Below are 23214 nucleotides of genomic sequence, written 5' to 3'. Positions count from 1 at the left end.
CATACACATCACGATAAGGAGGGGCCGGGTTGGCCTGCTACCGGTTGTTGGTGAGAGAAGGCTAGCGTGGAGTGGAAGTTGTGGATACTGGTAAAAATGCTAGGTGGGTCGATAATAAGTAAATAAAAAGCCGGCTCAGTTTATATGCTGCAGCCCAGGGGCGGGCTGCAGGCACTTGTTGAGCGGGCTTTTAGGTGGTATCTGCCAGTGGTTTGACAATGAGCTGTTTCAGCTTTAAACAAGTACGAGTGGATTGTATTGCTCAGTCAAAAGAGACCACTAAAAATAAAGCGATCGTAGCCAAAGTTTCTTCCCATGAAACTCCTTAATAAAAAACTTGGCCCTTCGCCGCTGCCAGCAGCTGCACCACTAATGTCCTCCGCATTGTTAACTACTTCCGACACTGCACCCGTTGGCGTTGTACTAACCGCTTTGCTGCCAGAGAAAGCCAACTTGCCCACAGAGAATGCTACTTTGCCAACTGCTACAGAGGCAGCTGTTATACCCAGAATCATTGCCGCCGTTCCCGCCGCCTCATCGTTGTTGATGACTGAAACTGCCTGCGCTGCGGTACCGCCAAGGGACAGCCCTGCAAAGAGGGTGTTCGTGAGCGTTCCTTTAATGGTGGTAGCTGCAACCTTGACCAATAATCTTTGCACGAAACCGGCGGTACCTGCTCTGACGGCCATGGTCGCAGCGCTCATCCCGGCTTCCGCGGCAGGGCCGAGTGCCCCTACCGCAGCCAGTGACGCACCTGCGGTAAATACTGCTGCAACGGTAAGCGCTACCCCAAGGCCCAACATGATCCAGTTCAATGTGCCGCCACCAGGCTTCCTGCGCCCCAGCCAGTTAGGGTCATCTTCGTCAGGGCGCCGCGGTCTGCCACCGTCGCCCGTGGCAGTCAAGCCGCTGGGGTCGCGCAGGGCAATCGGGTTGTTCAGGCAGTAGGTGTAGGGGTTCAGTTCACCGGTGTCGAACACGCTGCGCGGATCGGGGCTGTTGAAGCGCCTAAGCCCCGGATTATAGGCACGCATGCCCCGCCCCAGCAGGTACCAGTCACTGCCTTCATCCAGTGCCTCACCGTTGAAGCCCAAGTTACTGTGGACAGGCACCGTGACGTGCCGCTGACCATAGGCGCTGTAGCGTATGTCGCGAACCGCGCCAGCTTCGCATTCGGCGATGACACTGTGGCTGGAATCGGTTTGCAGCAACAATGTTCTGGCGGGGGCATCGCTTTGCTGGGCCAGTGGTATATCGGCATGGAAGCTAAATCGTGTGTAGTTGCCGTCCTGGATGGCCAGACTCAGTCGGTTCTCGTCGAACCACAGTTGCCTTGGCGAGCCACTGGCTGTCTGGCTGGTCAGTAGTTGCCCTTCACCGTCGTATTGATATTGGCTTTGGCCTCTGATTTGCAACAACTGGCTTTCTTCGTCGTACTCCAGCACGCGGCCATGCTGGTCGACCGTCAGGTTACCATTGGCATCATGGAAGAATGTGACGGTTTCTGGCGTACTGCCGCTCGTGGAGAGCGTCAACGATTTCAGCAGGAAACGGTCGTCTTTGTTGTATTCATACGTCGCACTCTCACTGGTGCCGTCATCAAAGCGGGTGAAGCAAACACGAATATTGTCAATGCTGTCGTAATCGAACGCCTGTTGGCGGGGGGTGCGGCCTGCCTCGTCTTTGGGGATCTCGCGGCCGCTGTATTCGACCATGCTCAGTCGCCCCAGCCGGTCGTAGCGGAATGCTTCCCCGAGCACAACATCATCATCAGGCCCGGGCCCGTCGTGCAATACGCGGCTTTGGAGCAAATTGTCCTTGCCCCACACCTGAGTCAACGTAGGCAAAGGCCTTGTGTCTAGCTGCTGGGTGCGCTTGTTTTCACGCCCATGGTCGTCGTACTCAAGAGATGTGGTCAGTGTGCTGTTGTTAACTGTGTCGGTGCTGGTTACGGATATCAGCCTGCCCAGGCCGTTGTAGCCGAAGCATGCCAGCAGGTTGCCTTGGCGTGTCGCCGTGATGAGCCCTTTCTCGTCGTATTCATGGACGGCAGTCATGCCCCCGGCATCTTTGCTCGATGTCAGGCGGTTGTGGAAGGTGCGGACATACTCGGCCGTGCGCGGCACATCGCCTGCCGTTTCGAGGGTTTCGCCGGTCAACTGATCATGCGCATTGTAGTGATAGACCCGTTTGCCGTTGGCACCGCGCGACTCCTTCATCCTGGCTGTGATCGGGTCATAGATGTACTCGTCGCCTTTTTCGTCAGCATTCACGCGCATATGGGTAGGAAGAGGGGAGAGCGCCAGGTTGTACTCGTAGCTGATGGTATCGCGCGCGCCGGTGATCATGGCCGCTGGTTTCGATTGGCCGGGTTTGTACCGCAACTCTTCGGTGCGCTTGCCAATGGTGCGCGAAGTCACCTTGCCCACCCCGTTATAGCACTGGCTGCCCACCTCGAAGGGAGGGTCGGACTCGCGGTTGGAAAAGGCGGTGATACTGGTCGACCATTCGGCGTCCGTGTGGTGGGCATAACGATGCTCGATACGCGTTTCGGTTGGCCGCGTGCTGGCACTCAAGCGGCCGAACGGGTCGTATTCGAATGTTGTCTCATACTGGCGTTCATCGAATTTGCTCACGCACCGGCCAAGGCCGTCGTAGTGCATCACCTGTTCCGCCTCGATCACATCGACAGGGCTCAGGCGTTCTATCCGTACCGCCTTCTCGAACGCGTTGCTCCAGGTCCTGACCTTCTCGCTTTTCTCCGTTTGCTGCGCCACCTGCAACCATGTGGTCTTGCACACATTCCTGTTTTCATCTTCCACGGTGGGGTCGAAAAGCGTGTGTTCCTGAACGTTGTCGTGGCGGATCACCACACTGCGCCCTTCCCAGTTGTCGTACAGGTATCGCTGGGCCAGGTACGGCACGTCGGCAGGGAAGGGTTTGCCCTCCAGCCAGTCGTACTGCCTGTCTTCAATTTCGCGTCCCCAGGCGTCGTGCACCAGTTCCTGGACCTGGAACAAAGCGTTGGGCCTTGTCGGGTCTATATGGCTCGCCAGCACCTGGTGCACGCGGCCCAAACCATCGAACCGCGTTTCAGTGATCACGGATGTAGGTGAGGTATAGCGCTGGCTCGCCTGCTCACCCTCTTCGGCACAAAGCGCATACTCATTACTGCGCACGGCTTCGCTGGCGCCACCCCCTGCCACGACTTCAAAGATCTTGCGGTGCAGTTTGTCGGTGACGATGCGTCTCTCTACCCTGTCCTCGTCGTTGCTCAGCACCAGTTCGCCAGAGAACAGTGAGTGCCCTTCGCTGGTCTGCATGCTGGCCTGGTCATGCCCCACGGTGTCATGCACCGTTTTCAGCACGGTAATTGGAGCCAAATCATGCAAGCGCTCGTCGTGCATCTTGTCCCAATCGAGCGTCTCGAACTGGTAGGCATAGTCAACAGTGCTTTCCAGCATTTCAGGCTGGCCCGGCTCGCCAAAGGCGGGGTTCGGGAAGCCCGTGGTGCGCTTTTGCAGGCGACCATGTTGCAATGGCTCTGCCAGTTGCACTTCTTCATTTTCCTGCTCGTGATAGTCATAGGCTGTGACTTTCAGTGTGCGATCGTTGTGGCTCAGTGTTTCGCTATGAAGGGCACACCAGCTTTCCTGCCCGGTCGCTTCGCTGCTGCTGGCCAGTACTTTGATTTGTTTGTACGTATGCGTCGTGACCAGTGTCTGGGCGTTTCCACCGTGCCCAGCCGCCGGTGTCACGGTTTTGGTGTGTAGGTCGCACACAAAGTTTTCAGCATTGCCTGGGTAACCCGCATCCCCATTCCGGTACCAACGGTTTGTCTCCACGACGCCGGTCGCTGCTTGCTGCATCAACACATTTCCGTGATCGTCGTACTCGACCCTGATGGTTTCCACGCGTTGACGGCCGCTATCGCGCAGCCGCCAACGGGTTTCGATTTTGATCGGGTACTGACAGGCGTTCACTTGCTCCTCGAAGCGCCCGGGCTTCAGGTTATATGTCGTGATTTTCTCTTCAATGAAATTGCCGATGACTTCAGTGTTGTCGGCGTTCAGCTTGGTGCCCCGATACACAGCTTCACGGGTGTTCAGGTGAAACTTGTTGAACTCTCGGACGGTGCTGCGTACGGGCCTTTCATCCACCCAGAGTGTCTCTGTGGTGGCATAGTCATAGTCGATTTCCTTGCGGAACAGGTTGTCCAGGCCATCGTCTATCCACTCCAGTGGTGCATTGCCACCCAGGAAGTTGTGACCGTTGCTGGAATAGGTGTAACGCGTGTCGATCGGGGGTTGCTTATTGCCTGGGTGCTGCACATGCTGTGTAACCCTTGGCAGGGGGTCCAGGCCCGAACCGATCGGGAACTGGTGGCCGTAATCATCGTATTTCAGTTCTTCGAAACCGCCCGCAGGGGTGTACACCGTGCTGATGCAATCGACATTCCTGACGCTGATATAGGAAAAACGCCAGCTCGCCTGGTTGTCGGTGGGCAGTTCGATGCGGGTTACCCGGTTGTTGGTGCCCAACACCATGGTATAGGTGGCGTTACCCGTGTCAGTTGGCATCCTCAGCTGCACATCACCGTTACGAACGGCCTCCAGCAGCGTGACGCCGCGCATGTCGGTGATCTTGGTCAACATCGGGAAGCCGTTATGGGTGCCGTATTCCAGGTTCAGCCAATGCCCCTGGCGGCTGAAGATGCGGGTCGGCACCGCCCTGCCATTCGTGCTTGAACCTTTTCGCTCGAGCACTTCCACCATGCCGGAGCGGTGCACCACCCGCCAGCGGTCTTCAGCGTCCTCATAAAGGTGGAACGTGTCGATCTTTTTCTCCGACATCGTCAACTGGTTGGTAGCGCCAACACGGCCGTCGGCTTTGAACGTTTCGCCATTGGCCAGGGAAATGATCCTGCGTTTCTGGGCAGGGTCGAACTCGGTGGTGGGCAGGCTCCAGCCCCTGCCAAAGCCGCGGTCCTGCGTGTTCAGTTGGCTGTAGCGTAGGTTCAATTCGATTTCAGGCGCCAACAGGTCACTGCCGTAAAACGCGGAGAGGGCGATTTGAAAGGAATAAAGGCCCGTTCGCGAGTCAACACCGCTCTGCATGTGATTGAAAAAATTGAAGGCATTGGAATTGATACTGGATTCAGTGGCCATGATGAAGAGCGCTCCAGGGGTGAGGTACGGGATGCATAAGCACGGACACTAGCAAACGGCATAACAGTTGCCACCTGTTAAAAGTGCTAGTTTCGGCAAGGCGGGCCAAGGTGTAAAAAATCCCCATCGAGATCAGCAGTTAAAACCAGTGCTGATCAAAGCAATTAATAGGGTGGGGATTAGCGAATGAAACTTCGCAAGCGGCATGGCGAGCAATCCGAGGGCTTAATGGCTTCAACTGCGGCGCTGCCGCGCCCCGAGATTCCGTTATTGAAGGGTGATTCGCTGAGTCTTGATGACTTAGGGGCTGAAGCGCTGAAAACGTACATCAAGTACCCAGGAATAGACCTGGGGCATTTCGTCGCTCCGCGCTTTTTCGGGTGTGGTGCACTGGGGGAAATTCACGACCGTGACCCAAACCCGCTGCCTGTGACTGATCTGGAGCCTGATGGCAGTTTCTTGATTGAAATAGATAATGGCCTGCTGCAAGGCCTGGACAAGGGCTATGCGTTCTATTCATACGCGCGAACCGATATTCGGGGTAACGTCATGCCAGGCCCGGCCCTGGAAGAGTCATCCGGCCGGCTGTTTTTTTATATCAACAAGCAAGTTGAGCCTGCTCTGATGTTGCCGCCGCCGCACTTTATGGACAGTGACGGTCTTGTAATTGACCTTGAACGCTTGAAGGGAGATGGCCGTGTTGTTACCACCCATTATCCCTTCATGACGGCGGGTGATAACGTTGTGCTTTCATGGAAAGACGAATTTGGTAATTCCGAAAATTACACCAAAGAGCTGGGTGAGGGCTCTGACGAGCCATTGGTTTGGATAATTGACGAAATCAAGTTTTTAATAGCCGGTGGGTGGTGCGAGCTGAGCTATACCGTCAACTATAAAAACGGTGGAATAAGCCAGTCTCCGGTCCAGCGCTTCACCATCAAGGAAAACGCGGGGCAGTCGCCAAGTTTGCCCCCCCCGGTAATACCGGGGCACAGTGGCGGCTGGCTCGACCCGGCCAAGTATGGGGACGGCTTACCGGTTGAAGTGGATGATTACGGCATTCGACACGGTGATGAACTGCTGCTTACGGCTGTGAGCAAGAAGGTTAGCCGACACATGCTGCGTATAGACCGTTCAATTCTGGATAGCAAGCGCTTGCGTTTTCTTGTGCCGGCGCAATGGTTGCAAGAACACATCGGTGAAGCGGTAAAGCTGACTTGGCAATGGGCCAGGGTGGGCGGGGCAGCCGACTCCACACCCTTGGATTTTGTCTTGAAGAAGCCGTTGGTTCTTAAGCCTCCGTTCAACCCGGATGCTACACAGCAAGAACCTGAGCCGGGCGAGGAAGTTGATCCAGAGATGGTTTCATTCGCTTTCATCAGCCCGAGTCTTTTGACGTTGGGGACAAAAATCCGAGTGCCGCAGGAGTCGGAAACCAATGATGGCAAGATAACCATGTACTGGGAGGGGTTTGGTACTACAGGTAAGTACCAAACCGATAAACCCACTGTCGGTAATCCCTGGGAGTTCCAGATTCCCCGTGCTGTGATACCTGCCAATTTTGGCAAGCGGGTCAAAGTGTTTTATACCGTTAAAGATGCTGATGATGGCGAGCAACGCTCACCTGCCTATGGCTTGAAAATTCAACCACTGACATCCGATGCTTTTCGAGCGGTTCAGTGCCCGGACTTTGCGACCTCGGACATTCCAGTGTCGCAGGTTATCGATAGTGTAACGTTTACGTTGAACAGTAATAGCTGGCTTTTCTTCGCGCAGGGCCAGATTGTACGCGTTTATGTTACGGGGAAGTCAAAGCCGGGCGAGCCCTCCTTGCCAGAAGAAGTGATACGCGATGACAAGCCAGTCTCTGCGGATGAATGGAATGAGGGTTGGTTGCGAATGAGCCTGAGCAAGGAGTATCTGTTGAAGCTTGAGGAGAATACTCATTTCCATGTGTACGTAAAAGTCAGTTTCGATGAGGGTACAAGCTTTGTTCAAGGCCGGACTGCCGAGTTCAAGGTAGTGCCTTGAATTCCAGGTCTTGCGGCAAGTGTTGGTTAGATGACTCGTGATCGGTGAATGTCACTGATTTGTTATTTTTGTGAGGATAGAACCATGGCTGAATATAGCTTTGAACAATTGTATGCGTGGCTGCTAGAGGAAAAGCGCAGCCTGAAGTGGGGCATGATTTCTTTCATGGACAGGGAAAAGCTGAATCGTCTGCTGCTGCAGGTTTACATTCGTCGGTTCAAAACAGACTCTTACCTCAAGCCCTTGACCGGGAGTATCGAGAATGGCCCGGACCGGCGTTTTGCACTAAACCAATTTACCCTGGATTGGCCGCGATTGGGCTTCCTGGGCGGGGACGCCAACGATTCCACCGCGCGCTTGACCACACAGGTCATGTCGGGAACACAGTTGGGTTTGCGTAACGCAGCCGGGGAGTGGGAAGTTCGGGAAATACGCGAAACCAGTCCGCTGCTGGGGCCGGAACTTAACCTGAAACTGCTACTGGCCAACGTGCCCGGCGTGGTAGGTGAAGAGGGGCGCGTGCGACTTGACTTGAAAGAAAGCTCCGACTTCAGCATTAACGTATCAGACGACCCCGGTGAGCAACGGCTGGTGGGTGAGTGGTTCAAGCAAAAGTTTGACGGGCTGGAGGCCCCAGAACGTGTGTTTACGCTTGGCCAGATAGAAGCAGGTGGTGATCCGTTACTGCGCGCCAAATCGTTTGCCTTGCGCACGCAGGCACGCAAGCGCGACCCAGACGATGACGAAGGCGCGGTACTGGCCATGGTGCGCTTTGAAGGGGATGAAGAAGGGAACATCCCTGGAAATGATTTTCGCTACCTCCTTCCCAATGACATGTCCTATGACGCGACGGTGTTGGTTGAACCCTCGCGAATCATGTTGGCACAGTTGGTCGAATCCCTGAAAACGGTCGTGCGTGGCGTCGAGTTTGACGTTGTTCACGACGAAGAGGGCAGGCTAGTAGGGGCTGTGGCTAAAAGTGGAGAGATGAGCATTGCAGCGCAGACGCTAGAGCATAAATTCACCACAGACCCAGATATGCTCGGGCGAACACTGAACGTGACCTTTAAGGTCTTCATGGATGAGGTTGTAATTAAGCTTGATAAGGTTTTTAAAGTTTCGATCAATGATGATGAGGTAGAGATCGAGTGGCACGTTACAGGTGTAATGGCCATTGAGCCGATATCTCTTGATGATGACACAGGGATGATTGGCAGGACGTTGGATAAAGATTGGGTAGATACTTCTGAGTTTTACCGGCGCACTCAGGATGATTTCAGCTATAAGTTTATTTGTTCATATGAGCTTGATAGTTCAGGTGTTGCCTTGAAGTTTGTTGCTTTGAATCTGGAGGAGATTCATGCGCCGGCGCCTGTGATTGGAAATATTAAATTTCCCGAGGTGCCACCAGTTGATCAAGATTACTGGATTATTGTTAATCTCATGATGTTTTATCTTTCGTTCATGATTGTTCAGATTCACAGTTTTCTGCACGCTGTATTCAGCGCGGTTGAGGGTGTAGAAACCCCAAGTGTTGAGGTGCTCCTGCGTGAAGCGTTTGAGACAAATTTTGAATTTACCAGCCCCCTCCGTGAATTGGTCGATAACACCATCAAGCTTAATTTTGGCAATGCCCTTATCAGCCAGTCTCTTTACGCTCCTGGTGATCTCGTCTTCTTTGGCGCTGTCAATCCGACCGTAACCGCGTTCGCCATCGATCCCATGCAACATACCCTGGTGGCGGGAAGCGCGCCCTTGCAGTTCAACACGGTCCCGGCGCACCCCGGCCTTATTCGCTGGACGTGCGAGCCTGTACTGGATTCTGTTTCCAACGGGCAGATTGGTTCGATCGATGAACATACCGGCTTGTACACACCGCCGGCTGCCTCGGATTTCGATGGCGACTTTGTACGGCTGCGTGTCAATGCGCGGCACATAGACACCGACTTCAGCAGTTCGGCACTGATGACTGTCTTGAGGTCGGGTTTGCACATCAGTCCGCTCCTCTATGTGACACAGGTCAACAGCACGCCCCCCACGGTCAACTTGCGAGCCGGCTACCTGGGTGATGTAACGAACTTGAAGTGGGAGCCGCCTCAATATGGCCAGTTGGCCGCCGACGGTAAGACTGCAGTTTATACCCCCCCTGCAGTGATGCCCCCCCTGGATGGCTACCCTGACGAGCTTGCCTCTTTCGCGCTCGATAAAATTACGCTGAGTGATTCCACTGATGGGGAGACCGCGCGCGTCGCATTGGTAATCACCGAAGGCAATGCGGGGCTGCCAATGAAAATTACGCGTGAAGTGGATGTTGCGGCTGGCACTGTGCAATTGAAAGCCAAGGTGGGTAACGTTGAATTAACTCCGGCTCAAGCCCAATGGAAAGTAGTGTACGGCTCAGGTGTCATCGACCCCAATACCGGTATCTATACCCATGATGCGTCCAGCAGTGATCCATTTGCTGTGATATCAGCAACGCATGATACGGTTTATTACGGCGTTTCTCACCAGTATGTAGTGCAAACTTTGCCCCCGGCGAGGCTGGAGGATGCTGTGCGCGGCGTAGGTGCTTTCCAACTGCCCAAAGTATAAAGGAAGATTCGTCATGAGCATGAACAAACCGTCATTGCTGGGTGATTGGTTGGTCGATAACCCGGACCTGATGAAATGGGACAGTATTACGGGCGTGTGCCTGACCGCAGGCAATACCGCGCTTCGGCAAACCCATGCCACCCATCTAAGCCAGGGACACGAAATTACAGATTTATCTGGCCAGCTTGAAATCGACATGAGCGATATCGTTTACCACTTTGCAGGGTACCAGTTGTCAGGGCCACAAGTGGACATTAATCGCGCGAGTTACGAGAGCACCCGGTTGGAAATGGTGGCCAACTTGCATGGTGGAACCCTGGTCATGACCGAAGGCGGCAATAAAGTCCTCAGCCTATCCGAGCATGATGCGCTACAAGGCCTTGAGCTTAAACAACAAGCCAGCGCAGATTTCAAGAATGGCGCATTGGTGCTGGATGTGTCCAAAGGCGAAGACATGCGCCTTGCAGTGAGTGAGCACGACAGCGAACAACTGTTGGCGGGTGACTGGTTGCGTCAGCAATTGCCAGTAGAAGCCGAAAAACTTGAGTACCCGCTGGTCAAGGGGTTGCAGGGGCAACCGGAGCTTGAATTGAGGGTTGCCCAGCTTGCCACACAGGCGGATGCCCAGGACAAGGGCGACACCTTGGTCGTGTTTGCGTCTTCGCAGTATGGCAGTGCGGGGGACTTGCCCAATATCAATGGCGATTTCCCACGTCTGCTGCCAGACCCGCCTGAGCCAGAAGATGCGGTGCAGTTGCTCAGTGCACGTGTGCTACACCGTAATGCCTTCCTCGCTGGTTTCACCCAGCTGTTGGACGGGGGGCGTTTCAGCTACCGCAGTGAAGACGGGCGGCTTGTCGAGGTGGTTGCTGAAGCGGGCATCTTGCAGATACCGCCTACGAATTATGAGTCCCAAGGATATATCTTTGCCGCCAAGCCCTTCCAGATAGGCGCGGCAGGTGGGGTTACAGCCACTTTCGAGCTGGACCTGATCACCTTGCAGTGGCATGGCGAGGCCACGATTGACTTCAGCTGCCTAGCCAAGGGTGAAGAGGTACCTTCGGAGTTCAATGCGGATTTTGCCCTGTCGCTGCGACACCGTTTTTATTTGCTACCCAACATTGAAAACGATCAGGGCTTGCTGGAAGGGCAGTTTTTCTCCCCCTGGCCGGAAGCACTGGAAGCCCATGCCCGGCGCGGCCTTCCCGAGGGTGATGAATACGAGGAACTGCGCTTGCAGGCAGGGGACTTTGCGGCCTACGCGGTGAAGCGGGCAATCCTGCTGGCGATTGCAAAAAAACTCAACCCTGCAGCCCCGGAGCAGTGGATGGAAGCGCTGACAATCGGGGGTGGCCATACCATAAAGTTCAACCCTGCCGACCTGGCGTTTCCCGGTGCGCTGTTGGCTTCGGGTTCGCTGAGCCACGATGCTGCGTTTCGCATTCGCGATGACGATGTGAATGTGCTCGCGGGCGGCTTCCATGAATTCATAGTGGATAACCCGCACAACGAGGCGCTGACCTGGACATTGGAAACCCTCCCTGGCGGGCCTTCCGACCCTGGCAGCTTCGTCGATGGCAAATTCCGGGCACCTCCTGCGCACACCTTGCAGAGGCGCTCGGGGCAAGTGCTGGTGATCGCCTCCAACGAGGCGGGCCAGAGAAGCGTTGCCGTCGTTACGGTGCTGCGCCAGCCACTGACGGTCAACCCATTCATCACCGTGATGCAAGCCGGCACACAGCGCCTTTTGAATGCAGGGGTGCTGGACGAAGCGTCCCTCGAAACCAAACCGCTGAAATGGACGATGGTCAATCCTGACCCTGAGTACAGCGGCGAGAAGTTGGAAGAAGACCAGGGGCGTCGTTGCCGCTACATGGCCAAGGCAGCCGATTCGAACGAAGAACAAACCTATTGGGTGGAATCGTTTGAGGTGGAGCTCGAAGAGCCCGCCGGCAAGCAGGCCGTACATGTGCTGGTTACCCTGCGGCAGCCCATGCTCAGGGTGAAGTTGGCCACTGCACCAAAGCGCGATGGCAGCATGCAATTTGAGGCTTACGTAGGTTCGAACAAAGACCCGGTGGCCGCACAGTGGCGCCTGGCAGTGGGGACGGGGCAAATCGACCCTGACACCGGCCTGTACGTGCCCGCGCAGAGTGGGCCGCAATCCCCCGGCATTGTGGTGATTGCCTCCCATGAATCAGAGGGGTACGGGCGCTTTGAAGGGCACCTGATCATGCCCTCGCAGCCCGACCGCTTTACTGCCTTGTGCCAACAGATGCTGGCATCGAAGACGCGCTCGGTATGACCCACTCGCGTTCACTGACAGGAGAATGACATGTCAAACCCCATTTCCTATGTGTTGCAGCGGATGGACAAGCGTCCCATTACCGAAGGTTGGGGGGCCGTTGCGGCGTTCAGCCGCGCGCGCCTTAACGAGGTGCTGCTCGAGCAATACAAACAGCGTTTTAGTGCGTTGAGTTTCGTTCCGCTGTTCAATGCAGACGTCGACCATGAAGACCATATCCGCACACAAAGCGTGTTGCGCGGGATCGAATTTGGCCCGCCGCTGCTTTCATTTGCCAATGCGTCGCTGGAGAACTCCACAGCACAGCTGACCTTCCCTATCCTGGCCGGGGTCTACAGGCGTCAATCGCCATTGGCAGAAAACCTGCAGACGCGCTTCATCATCGATGCGTCCATGGGTTATTCGCTGATGATGAACGTCGACCTCAAGCTGGTGACCGGCGAGATCGACCGGCGCGGGAGGGTCACGCTGGACCTGGCGGAGGCGTCCAGTTTCAGCTGCAACCTGGGGGGTGAAGACGAGCACCTCAATGGCCTGATCACTGCCGCCATGCTGGATTGGTTCAAACGGTTACCCGCGCACCAAGGCCAGTTCGAATTGGGCATGATTGACTTCTCAGGCTACTCGGCTTTGTCGCCCGTCAACTTCACTATCCTGACCCAGCCGGCGCCAGGCGCCAAAGTCTTGGGGGCGGACAATTATGGCGACGGTGCGGTACTCACCTTCATTCAGTTGCGGGCAAATACGCAGCCAGGCCAGATACCAAAGTCGTTTCCCTACCTGATTCCCGATGACCTGGACGAAGACGGAAGCGAGCTTTATTCGGCGACCATCGTTGTGGACAAAGCCCTGCTAGGCCATGTGAGTGACGACAATCTGGATGTTCTGGCATCGATACTGTTCGGGACGTTGCACAAGTTCGAGGAGCGCGAACGGCATACCCCGCACGACCTCGCAGTGTTTGGCAGCATTGTCGCTGTACCCCCGTTATATACCATCGACTCGCCCACCACTACCGTGCCTGCGGGCGGATCAGTCAAGTTTACCCTGCGCGATCAGGCAGGGGAGGAGGTGCAAGCCAGCCAATGGTATGCCCGCAGCCGCCAGAGCCATTTGGCGGTGGGCGATGGTGAAATCGGCCCTGATGGTCTTTACCAGGCTGTTGGGCTTGAGGATATTGGCCATCACAGCCTGACAATCTTTATTACAGCCGAGCTTGATTCTGACGATGGTAAAGAAACGCATCGCGTGACCACCCAACTGATCGTGCAGTTCGAGCAGGTTCAGATCGCGCCGCGGGTGGGTGTGTTTGCCGCGCGCACGCCGATTGCACTGAGCGCGGCCATGCCGGGGGGCAATATCGAGTGGTCGCTGCTCGGAGATCCGCGCGGTCAGCTTGCGCAGACCCACGGCCACCGAAATTCCTATACCGCCGAAAAGGCGGCCAGCCGGCGCCAGCTGACTGTCCAGCAAGTGCAAGCCACAGGCAGCCAGCAGCGTATGTCGACACTGGTCATGCTCAATGGTTTGCAATCGATGGTCATCGACCCTGTACGTGCAACCGGCCTGAAGCCAGGTGAGGTCGTGCCGCTGATAGAGCGAGACCCGGAATTACTGCCAGACGCACGTCGGCGCTGGAAACTGATCGGCCCGGGTACCCTGGATGGCGAAGGTAACTATATCGCCCCTTCAGGTGAAGAACAGGGCGCCAGTGTCGTGACCTGCGAGTTGGTGGAGAATGGCGTGGTGCTGGCGTCAGGCTACAGCTTGCTCGAATTTGGCGAAGCGCAATTGGTGGAAGAGGGCACCTGGATCAGGTTGAAGAGCTATACCATCACCGTACCGGGAGGGACCGAGCAAGGTGCCAAGGGCGAACTGCTGAGGAACGGGTTCCAGTCTTTACGGCTGCAGGTAGTTATCGAAACCGAGCCTGTGGATGGCCAGTACTATAAATTGACTGCAGACGAACGCGCCACCATCGGCTTGACCATCAAGCAAGATAAACAGGAAGTGGCTTCGCTGCCTGATCACAACAACCCCAGTGGCGGCTTGGATGCAGCCGACAAGAGAGTTTGGGGTATCCGTCGTGTGGCTAACCGTTTTGATTTGGTGTATTCGCAATTGGCCGAGGCGCTTCCTGCCAGAAACGAAGAAGCGATAACCCGGCAGGATCTCTACCTTCATACCAAGGCGCGGGCAGGGCAGGCGACCACCTTCTACAGTATGTTCTTAGCCGACGCGGGGGGGCCCTATCAATCCGATGATAACAGCGGCAGCGTGGGGGCCACGATTGAAATAACGCCCAAATCACCTCCTGTCTTCGGGGAACAAAACTATTCCTGGACGCGCGTGCGTGTAGAAGGTAGTACGGGTCTCCCGAACGAACCCGGTGACCCGGCGTTCGATTATAATTTGGTAACGCAGGATTACTGGATACTCAAGTTGATTAACAGCAGCTTCGAAACCATCGAGTTTCTGGCGCGGAACGCATCGGACCCCCATATCAGCACTTCCATGATTCGTTGGGAGTCCGAAAACAAAAACGAGGTAATGTTCAGTTTTACCGGTTCTATCTTCCGGGACAGCGAAGCCAAGGACGCCGCTAAATGGAATTCAGGGGAGGCTAATAGCGTCCCTATCGACTTTGATGAGAACTTGTCAAAGCTCATGGCCAACCGAGAGGAACTGAAAAAAACAGTATTTGACGATGTTTTTGAACAGGGTACCTTGGTAATCACTAATCATCGGGTGATGGATTTCGACTACGTCGGGGGAGAAAACGCTACGCGTGATCAACTTTCGAGATCCCTGGTGGTTTTGCTACGGGATCGACAGGGTAATGCCCATTATCGGCGCTTCGCCTACAGAGGCCCCACTACGCTCGGTCATCGAAACTACATCGACCATACTTTGTTCACGCCAGTTTGAGCGGATGGGCCGCCTGCTGCGCGGGCGGCCTGTTAAATATATTGAAAGGAGTGTAATCATGAAACTCTGCCAGTCTGCGTGGCGCGTTGGTATGCTCTCGGTTTTGTTGTCAGTGGTGACAGGTGTTTATGCACTTGACAATCCTTCTGAGGCGAAAAGCACGGCACAAGTGTATTTTGCGGGTGGTAAGGATGAGGTTGATTCTGGAAACACCTGCTCAATCGAAATCGAACCGGGTGGAATTGAATATAATTTTCCGAAAAATGGTTGTAAAAACGACGATATGTATTGGTATCGAGTTGAGAACGCCCCGTCGGGTACATTGATTACACTGTACTCCGAGGAACATTGCCCCAAAAAGTCGTGGTGGTTCAAAATTAGAACATATATACAGCCGACAACGACCGCCTGGCGAAAGATTGCAGATTTAGCGCCAGCCCCAGAAAAGTCTATTATTACAAGCGGTATTCTTCTTGATAAAAAAGAATATGAAGCTGGTCAGCAAGTGGGCGGTAAACTCTCTTGCGTGTATATCGACCTCTAATCCCGAGCTACTCCAAGGAGAACGATGATGTCCGATGAACGTTCGGTGCATTCCAACGCCTTCAACTTCATGAGCCACTTGACGGGCGGCGTCGATTCACGCACGGGCTTGTACACTTTCACCGCCAAGCTTCGCAGCATTTCGGGCAACGACCAGTCGGGGCCCGAGTTTGACGTGACGTTGCGCTATAGCCCGCTCAGCCTTGCCGACAGTGGTTTTGGTACAGGCTGGAACCTGCGCACCACCGAATTCGACCCTGCCCAGAACCGCCGGATCATTTCCCTGGCCAATGGCGAAACGTTCAAAGCCGACGGCCGTGCCGGCGCTACCAACCAGTTGACGATGTCGGAGAAAAAGATCGACACGTTCCACCTTTATGAGGACGCTGAAGACCGCTGGCGGGTGGTGCACCGCTCCGGCGTGGTGGAAGTGCTCGAGCGAAAAGGTTCGAGCCCGTACGTCAGGGCAGTGCCGACCCGCATCTTCAGTCGCCAGGGCCATTGGCTGAACCTGGAATACGGCACCCATAACGGTTTTCCGATGTTGACCAAGATTACCGACATGCGCGATGTCACCTTGTTGGAAGTCGTTCGCAATGACAATGTGCAGTTGACGATGCCGACAGACACGGGTATCGCCACCTATACCCTGGTGTTGGGTACCGGCAACCGGGTGGACCGCATCGAACTGCCCATCGACAACCCGGTGGACCGCGCCGGGCTGCGCATCGAAAAACCGCCGAGGTGGGGCTTTACGTATAGCCGCATCAGAGATATCTATTGCATCAGCACGGTCTACACCCCTTCGGACGGTAAGGATGAACTCACCTATGGTGATGGCGGCCACCAGTTCCCGATCGGTTCGGGCCTGGACCCCCTGCCAAGGGTTACACGGCATGTGCAGCACCCAGGCCATGAGCAACCTTCGATCGACACGCGTTATACCTATTCCAGCAACGGTTACAACTTCCTGGGTGGCAATGCACCGCTGACCTGGGTAAACGATGGCCTGGACAATCTGTTCCGCCAGGTTATCGACTATGACTATGCCACCACAGAGACACTCTGGGTTGATGAAAAGCCCGTACGCAGCACCGTCCGCGAGTTCAACAAGTTCCACCTGCTTACCAGGGAAACGACCTATGTAGGTGAGGCGCTGAATGCCGACGAAACCGAAGTTATCGGCAACCAGATCAAGGAAGTCCAGACGGGGTATAACCTCAAGCCTGGCGCCCTGTTCAAGGAGCAGCCAAAGTATTGTCAATTGGTCCACAGCATCGATACGTCCTGGTGGTTGAAGGACGACCCGTCCGCCAGGTTCACGTTGGCGGAAGCCAGCACCTACGACGATCACGGCAACCTGAAGACGCATAGGGCCGTCACTGGTATTGAAGAGACTTACACTTGGTATGAGGCAGAAGAGCCGGGCTTCCCAGGCCATGCAGAAGGCTTCGTTACCTACCTGAAGGAAAAAATCCAGAAGCCGGCAGCCGGCTATCCCGGCAGTGCTGCGGTTCGCACCACGCATTACACCTATCAGCAGTTGCCAACGCTGACCAGTGCCCAACCGCATACCCAGCAACAGAACTGGCTGGAAGTGCAGGTCGAAACCTATACCAGTGGCAATGAAACAAAAGCTACACACCATGCTTTTGAGCAGGCTAAGGATGAAACGGGCAATGAGGCTGATAAACCATTGCAACATGGTCGCCTCAAGAGCCAGCAAACGCGCTACCCGAACCCGAAAAAGGGTGAACCGAACGAACCGGACACGCTCGACACCCTGATGGCGCATACTTACACCTTCGAAACACTCAGCTGGGATGCTGCCGAGGGTCGGGGCCCCTTGGTCAAGGGCACCATGAAAGTGCTGCAGGACAAGCAGCTACTGACTGGCTACGACGGCACCAACAAGGAAATCAGAGTGCAGCGCTCCCTGGCATCGGGAGAAACGGTGCTCAGCCGTGATGAAACCAATACGGAAATCATGACCGTATGGGACGCACTGCTGCGCGTCGAGCGGGAGATTGTCAGCCCGGGCAAGGAAGAAGAGGCGTTTAAACGCTACGAATATCAACTGAGCAACGACGAGGGCGTTCAGGCCACCCAGACACAATACGATGTGAAGGGTGTGATGACTGTGGCCTATTTCGATGGTGCCCATCGCACGATCAGGGAAGAACGGGAAGACCCGGACAATGGTCTGCCCAAAGGGGGTACCAAACCCATCTACACGGCCCGGTTCGACGCATGGGGCAGGTTGCTGGAAGAGACTGAAATTGACTGGCTCAAGGGCCGTGACCTGCCTTTGAAAAGCGGCTACAAGTACGATGCCTGGGGTGAGCAACTATGTGTCGTCGGCCCTGATGGCGTAGGCGAGTTCGCGCAAACCAACCCGATCGGCGATGGAGAAACCGGCCCGATCAAACGCGAGTGGCGGCAGAAGGTGCTGGACGCTGAGGGGAACGAACTGGAAAACGGCGCCAAGACCGGGGTCACTGAAACCCAGCTGAACCGCTTTGAGTTGCCTGTGCAGGTTCGACGGTGGGTGAAGGAGAAGCCGACTGATGAACAGGAAACCGTACTCAAGAGCGAGACGCTGACCCAATACGATGGATTGGGTCGCAAACATCAGGAAGAGTCAGGGCTGGGTAACGCGGAGCAAAAGCAGAGAGAAAAATTCACCTACGATGGTTTCGATCGCCTGCTGGCTCATGAACTACGTAAGGATGAGGTTGTTTACAGAACCTTTGCGGCACACACCGACAAGGATTTACCCATCACCATTCGGGTGAATGACCTTGAGCTGCTGGGTGAGCAACACTTCAACGGCCTGGACCTGATGGATTGGTCGAAAACCGGTGGCCGTTTACAGGAATATGAATACAAGACGGGTGAGCTCAAACCCAACAAGGTAAGCACGCCATTGGGTGTTATCGAATACGATTATCGTCCCTACCTGACAGAAGAACCTGTGCTACGAAAACTGGGGGGCAAAGAAGCCAATTATGTGTTCGACAAGCAGAACGCACGCCTGGAAAGCTGTGTCGAGGCCCAAGGGCAATCGATTTCGCGCACGTACTACAGCACGGGTGAAGTACGCGTTGAAACGCGTGGTGAATACGAAATGGAGTATGGCTATAGCTACAGGGGGCGAATGGAATCGTACCGGGATGTGCTGAGCCAGACCCAGATCAATGAATACGACAATGTGGGTCGGCTTGATACCACCACACTGGGAGACCTGTCGAGCCAATTCGCATACGACGACCTGGGGCGTACAGCGAGCTATGCAACCACTGATGCATCAAGCGACCCGGTCAATACGCTTAAAACGACGTTGGAATATGATGACCTGGAGCGCGAGCGTTCGCGAACGTTCACCTTCAGCCAAGGGCCCGAGCAAGTACTTACCCAGGAATATGACGAATTTGACCGCATCATTGAACGCGTTCTTGCAGAAGGCCCTGCGACACCGCCCACCGTGCTGCGTAAAGAAACGTACAGGTATGATTTGCGCGGTCGGCTGGTCGATTATACCTGCGAGGGCGACCTGTGCCCAATTGACCCTCATGGCAAGAAGATAGCCCGCCAGGTGTTTGGCTTTGACGCGGTGGATAACATTCGTCAGGTTGTGACGCAATATGACGGCGGTGGGCGTAATCTGGCGATCTACCATTTCACAAACCCTGCGGATCCTGCTCAGCTTTCAGGCATTGAAAACAGAGTCGACGATCTTGAGCCCACTCATACAGAGCTTTTTTACGATGAAAATGGCAACCTGACACACGACGAAGCTGGTCGTATTCTGGAATATGATGCGCTCAACCGTCTGATCAAGGTGACAGACCCTGAAAAAGGGGAGTGCCTGTACGGTTATGACCCGCAGAATATTCTGAGTTCGACCGAGAGTGAGGCTTGATACTGCAACCTGAACCTGGATCAATCCGGCGCCCAAGTCCTTAATGGACGTTGGGCGCCTTTTTGTCCGCTCGGTTCAACGGTAGCGAAGGGTGAAGTTCAAAGCGCCGAACGCGTCGCCGGCAACGACTGCGCTGGCCTCGTCAGTCTGGTAGAAGCGTGCGCCAAAATTCAGCACGGTGGTGTTTTCCTGGATCGGTTGGAGGTGCTCTTCCCGTTGCAGCGGTAGGGGGGTACCGTCATCTTTCAGCACCTGGATGCCAACCCCTTCCGCTGTGGAGTCAGTGGTGAGCGTGAATACGCCGTCCAGCCCCGGTACGGGGGTCGACCCCTTGGTGGGTTCGAGTTCGATGGTTGCCATGGTCAGTCCCCCCGGGTCTGTCTTGCAGTTGCTCAGGGTAATTGAAAACGGCACGGTCGCTGTTGTGGTGCCTTTGCCGACGAAATGTGATTTGTCCCATGTCTGCAGCTCTACGGGGGTGTCGCTTATCGGGTCGCCGATGAGGGCGCATTGGGTTTGCAACACCTGGGCCTGTAACCGATAGCGCAGTACCAGGCCCAAGCCTGTGGCATCGAAATGCCCGGTGAACAGTTCGGTGTCTATCGTATGCTGGCCGGGGGCAATATCCCCCGTTTTGACCAGGGTGACCTCGCTCGTGATACCGCTGAGCTTGAAGCCCCCAAGCTGGTTGTTGGCCTGCATGGTCGACCGCATCGGGATGAAAGGGTTGTGTGGGCCACCCTCTGGCATGAAGAAAGTGGGGACTGCGCCGTTGAAAGGTGCCCGTAGCCGGATGCGCGCGCCGACCCCGTCGATGTTGGTTTTCAGGATATAGCCATCGGAGGGCTCACCTTCAACGGGGGGGAGCGGGTCGGGAAATACATCCCTGGCGTTCATGTCGAAACGCCAGAGTACGTCGCCATCGTTGAAGCAGAGCAGTTCCGAGCGTGGCATGGACTGGGTATACGAGGACAGGTTGGGTGTGCCGATGGCGCTGCCTGGCTCGGCGTTCGCAGGGACATGCATCACGCCGCTGAGTATGCGCGTTATGGTCATTGGCTGGCTGCCGACGGTCCAATTGCAGCGGTCGGCGGCGTGGGCTTGATAGCTGCTGAGCAGCGCTATGGGCAGCGCCCAAGGCATGAGGCGTTTCATTCGCAGTTCCTGGTGTTGAGCGGCCGTTCTGGGCACGAGTTGCATGGCGAGAAAGGCGCGGGTGAAGTCATTCACATGTCAGCGATAGCACGCGATAGCCTTGCTGTTGAGCAATGGTCTGCGGGTCCAGCGCGAAGCTGCAGCGGTTTTCGGACGCTTCGCCCCAGCGCGCTTCGAGGCGCTGCAGGCCGTCGGCAACAGACACCATCACGCGGCCTGCCGGGCCGATCATGCCCAACACGTTTTCATTGGCGTCGTGGAGCTGGCTGCCAAAGGGCAAAGGCTGCTGGTCTTTGGTGGCAAGGGTCAGCACCACACGGTTGGCGCGACGGGCCTGGAACTGGGTTTTGATGACTGCGCCGCGGCGAGGTATGGCATTGGCGATGCCGTTGCTGATCTCGACCTCCGGGTTCAGCCGGTCGGTGTCGAGCACGAGCTGGTTCAGCCGGTAGGGACGCAAATGGGGAACCAGGGCATAACCTTTGGTGTTGGTGCGCACGGCGCCGTGGCTCTGTAACCCCACGTCAGCGGTATCGGGGACATGCAGCAGACCAATGGTTTCGCCCAGGTAGGGCCCGAATTCCAAACCATCAGCGTGCAGCAATGCCGCGCCACTCATATTCAGCGACAGGCTGCTGTAGTCATCCGATACCGAGAGGCCGGCGCCGAGGGTTGCCTGAGGTGCCTGGTAGGCCACGGAAAGGCCGGCGCTTTGTTGCCGCTGTTCGCTGGATGCGACTGTGGCATTGTAGCTTACGCGGTCCACTTGGCCGTTCAACGCTGCCCGCTGCGAAGTACCGTGGGCAGAGCTTTGCAAGTCAAGGCTTAAACTGCTGCTGCGGCCGAACTCCAGCGGCAGGGATACGCTCAGGCCAAACTGACGGTCACTGCCCGAACTGTTTTGCGTCAGTGATTGCGACCCGTAGAGGTTGTAGCTGACGCCGTTGTGCGAGGTGTTGAAATTGAGTTGGAACTGACGCTGGCTATCGCTGCGTTGCCAGTAATCCTGCTGCGAAAGCGTAAGGCTGAGTGTGCTGCGCTCGCCCACACGCTGGTTGATCGAGCCCTCTATTCGGCTACGCCGGCTGCCCAGGAACAATCGGTCGCTGCTGCGCTGGCTGACCCACTCGTCGAAGTCTCGATAGCCTTGGGTGGAATAGCGATACCCGGCAAAGCGCAAGTGTGTGCCGTTGTTGAAGGCTTTGCTGTATCTGGCGCCATAGCTCATGCCTTGCAGGGAATGATGTTCCATGGGGGCGATATCGCTGCGTGCATGGGTGATATCGAAGGAAATCGCCCCAATTGTCCCCAGGTCCCGTGCGATGCCGATGGCGCCGGCGGTGTAGCCTTGGCTGGCCATCAAGCCGCCATACAGGGTGGCATTCCAGACCATGCCCAAGGCCATTGTTCCTTGCCACAGCAGCGGGTCATCTTGGCTTTGGGCCGGGTTGTAGCGGCCCAGCGTGGTGCTGTAGCGCCAGACCCCGGGACGAAGCAGGTTGGTAATGCTGGCATAGGGCTGGATGAACCGCCGCACCTGGCCATCGGCTTCGGTCAGTACCACCTCCAGCTCGCCCGTGGCGCCCACGTTCAGGTCGTCGATAGCGTACGGGCCAGGGCTGACATACGTTGAGTAGATCGGGTAGCCGTTCTGCCACACTTCGAGTTTGGCGCGCGATTGCGCCACGCCGCGCAGGGTGGGGGCATAACTGCGCATCGCGTCAGGCAGCATGTCGAAATCGGAGGCAAGACGCACGCCGGTGACTGGCACGCTGCGGAATATGTCGCTGCTGGTGAAGGTTTCGCCCAGCGTGATGTTGCCCCAACTGCCTGGCAGGTCGTGCTGGGCGTAGGTGTAGGAACGGTCCCAGGTTTGCCGGCCCTGCTCGTCGCGGCGCCAGGACTGGTTGCTGCGCAAACGCCAGCCGGCGAGGTTGATGCCGCTGTTCAGGAACAAATCCTGGCTGTTCTGGCTGCCGCGTCCGCGGCTTTGGCTTTGCTGCGTGGCCGCCTGGTAACTGACGAAGGCGGCCGGTATGCCATCTTCCCAGCGCGCCGGGTCTACCTGGCCTGCCATATCGCGCTGCAGTGCGATTTGCGGTATGGAAATAGCCAGTTGCAATAGGCTGGCATCGAAGTCGACGCGTGCGCCCGGCACCAGCCTGGGCAGGTCGAGGCAGGCGTTTTCAAGTGTGGTGGGGTCAGAAATGGCATCCAGTCGCAGCCCCAGTTCGGCCATCAGGCCGGGGGGCAGGCACGGCTGCAATTGCCCATCCCCGGCTGGCGGCTCGAACGCAAGTTCATGCACGCCGGCGGGGCTCAGGTTGACCAGCACTTGCACGGGATAGCGCCCGGGCGGCAACTCTTGCTGTTCGGACAGCGCGTGCAGGGCCTGAGCGGCGTTCGTCCTGGGCTGCCCAGGGGACAGGTACAGAAAGCTTGCCTCGAACTCGGCGCCTACCGGTGGTGTGGGTGTTGCCAGCACCTTGCCGGACGCCAGGCAGAGAACCATTGGGCAAACGTGGCGCAGGCGAATACGCCTGCACCCGTGGGGTTGCAGGATCATTGTG

The 23214-nt window shown here is 56.3% G+C and carries 9 protein-coding genes; 6 read left to right on the top strand and 3 right to left on the bottom strand.

The features are described 5' to 3' along the window. Window positions 1-266: 266 nt before the first annotated feature. Window positions 267-5168 (bottom strand): RHS repeat-associated core domain-containing protein, encoded by a 4902-nt coding sequence (locus tag QYE47_RS22885; RefSeq protein WP_070384191.1) that lies wholly within the window; start codon window positions 5166-5168, stop codon window positions 267-269. A gap of 186 nt (window positions 5169-5354) precedes the next feature. Between QYE47_RS22885 and QYE47_RS22880 the strand changes: the two genes are divergently transcribed. The 6 genes from QYE47_RS22880 to QYE47_RS22855 all read left to right on the top strand — a co-directional run bounded on the left by QYE47_RS22880 (window position 5355) and on the right by QYE47_RS22855 (window position 19489). Further along, window positions 5355-7199: a hypothetical protein gene (locus QYE47_RS22880; protein ID WP_070384190.1), complete on the top strand. Its 1845-nt coding sequence runs from the start codon at window positions 5355-5357 to the stop codon at window positions 7197-7199. 84 nt (window positions 7200-7283) lie between these two features. Continuing rightward, window positions 7284-9791, top strand: coding sequence for a hypothetical protein (locus tag QYE47_RS22875; protein WP_019437424.1), 2508 nt, complete (start codon window positions 7284-7286; stop codon window positions 9789-9791). Window positions 9792-9840: 49 nt separating this feature from the next. After that, window positions 9841-12096 carry a hypothetical protein gene (locus tag QYE47_RS22870; RefSeq protein ID WP_301159134.1) on the top strand — a complete coding sequence of 752 codons (2256 nt, stop codon included), beginning with the start codon at window positions 9841-9843 and terminating at the stop codon, window positions 12094-12096. A 30-nt stretch (window positions 12097-12126) separates the two neighbouring features. Continuing rightward, window positions 12127-15024, top strand: coding sequence for a hypothetical protein (locus QYE47_RS22865; RefSeq protein ID WP_070384188.1), 2898 nt, complete (start codon window positions 12127-12129; stop codon window positions 15022-15024). Window positions 15025-15082: 58 nt separating this feature from the next. Then, window positions 15083-15568, top strand: coding sequence for a hypothetical protein (locus QYE47_RS22860; RefSeq protein WP_301159133.1), 486 nt, complete (start codon window positions 15083-15085; stop codon window positions 15566-15568). A gap of 27 nt (window positions 15569-15595) precedes the next feature. After that, window positions 15596-19489, top strand: a complete 3894-nt coding sequence (locus tag QYE47_RS22855) for an RHS repeat domain-containing protein (RefSeq protein WP_070384186.1) — start codon at window positions 15596-15598, stop codon at window positions 19487-19489. A gap of 75 nt (window positions 19490-19564) precedes the next feature. On the opposite strand, the gene QYE47_RS22850 is transcribed toward QYE47_RS22855, so the two are convergent. Together QYE47_RS22850 and QYE47_RS22845 are read right to left on the bottom strand one after the other, a co-directional pair. Continuing rightward, window positions 19565-20719, bottom strand: coding sequence for a fimbrial protein (locus tag QYE47_RS22850; RefSeq protein WP_172830934.1), 1155 nt, complete (start codon window positions 20717-20719; stop codon window positions 19565-19567). Further along, the gene (locus tag QYE47_RS22845; protein ID WP_070384185.1) at window positions 20712-23210 is read right to left on the bottom strand and encodes a fimbria/pilus outer membrane usher protein; all 2499 of its coding nucleotides are present in this window, start codon (window positions 23208-23210) and stop codon (window positions 20712-20714) included. The genes QYE47_RS22850 and QYE47_RS22845 overlap by 8 nt, the downstream gene beginning before the upstream one ends. Between the last annotated feature and the right edge of the window lie 4 nt (window positions 23211-23214).

The organism is Pseudomonas sp. 2,4-D (genome assembly GCF_030418155.1).
GTDB classification, from domain to species: Bacteria; Pseudomonadota; Gammaproteobacteria; order Pseudomonadales; family Pseudomonadaceae; genus Aquipseudomonas; species Aquipseudomonas alloputida.
This window is presented reverse-complemented; position numbering and strand designations above follow the sequence as displayed.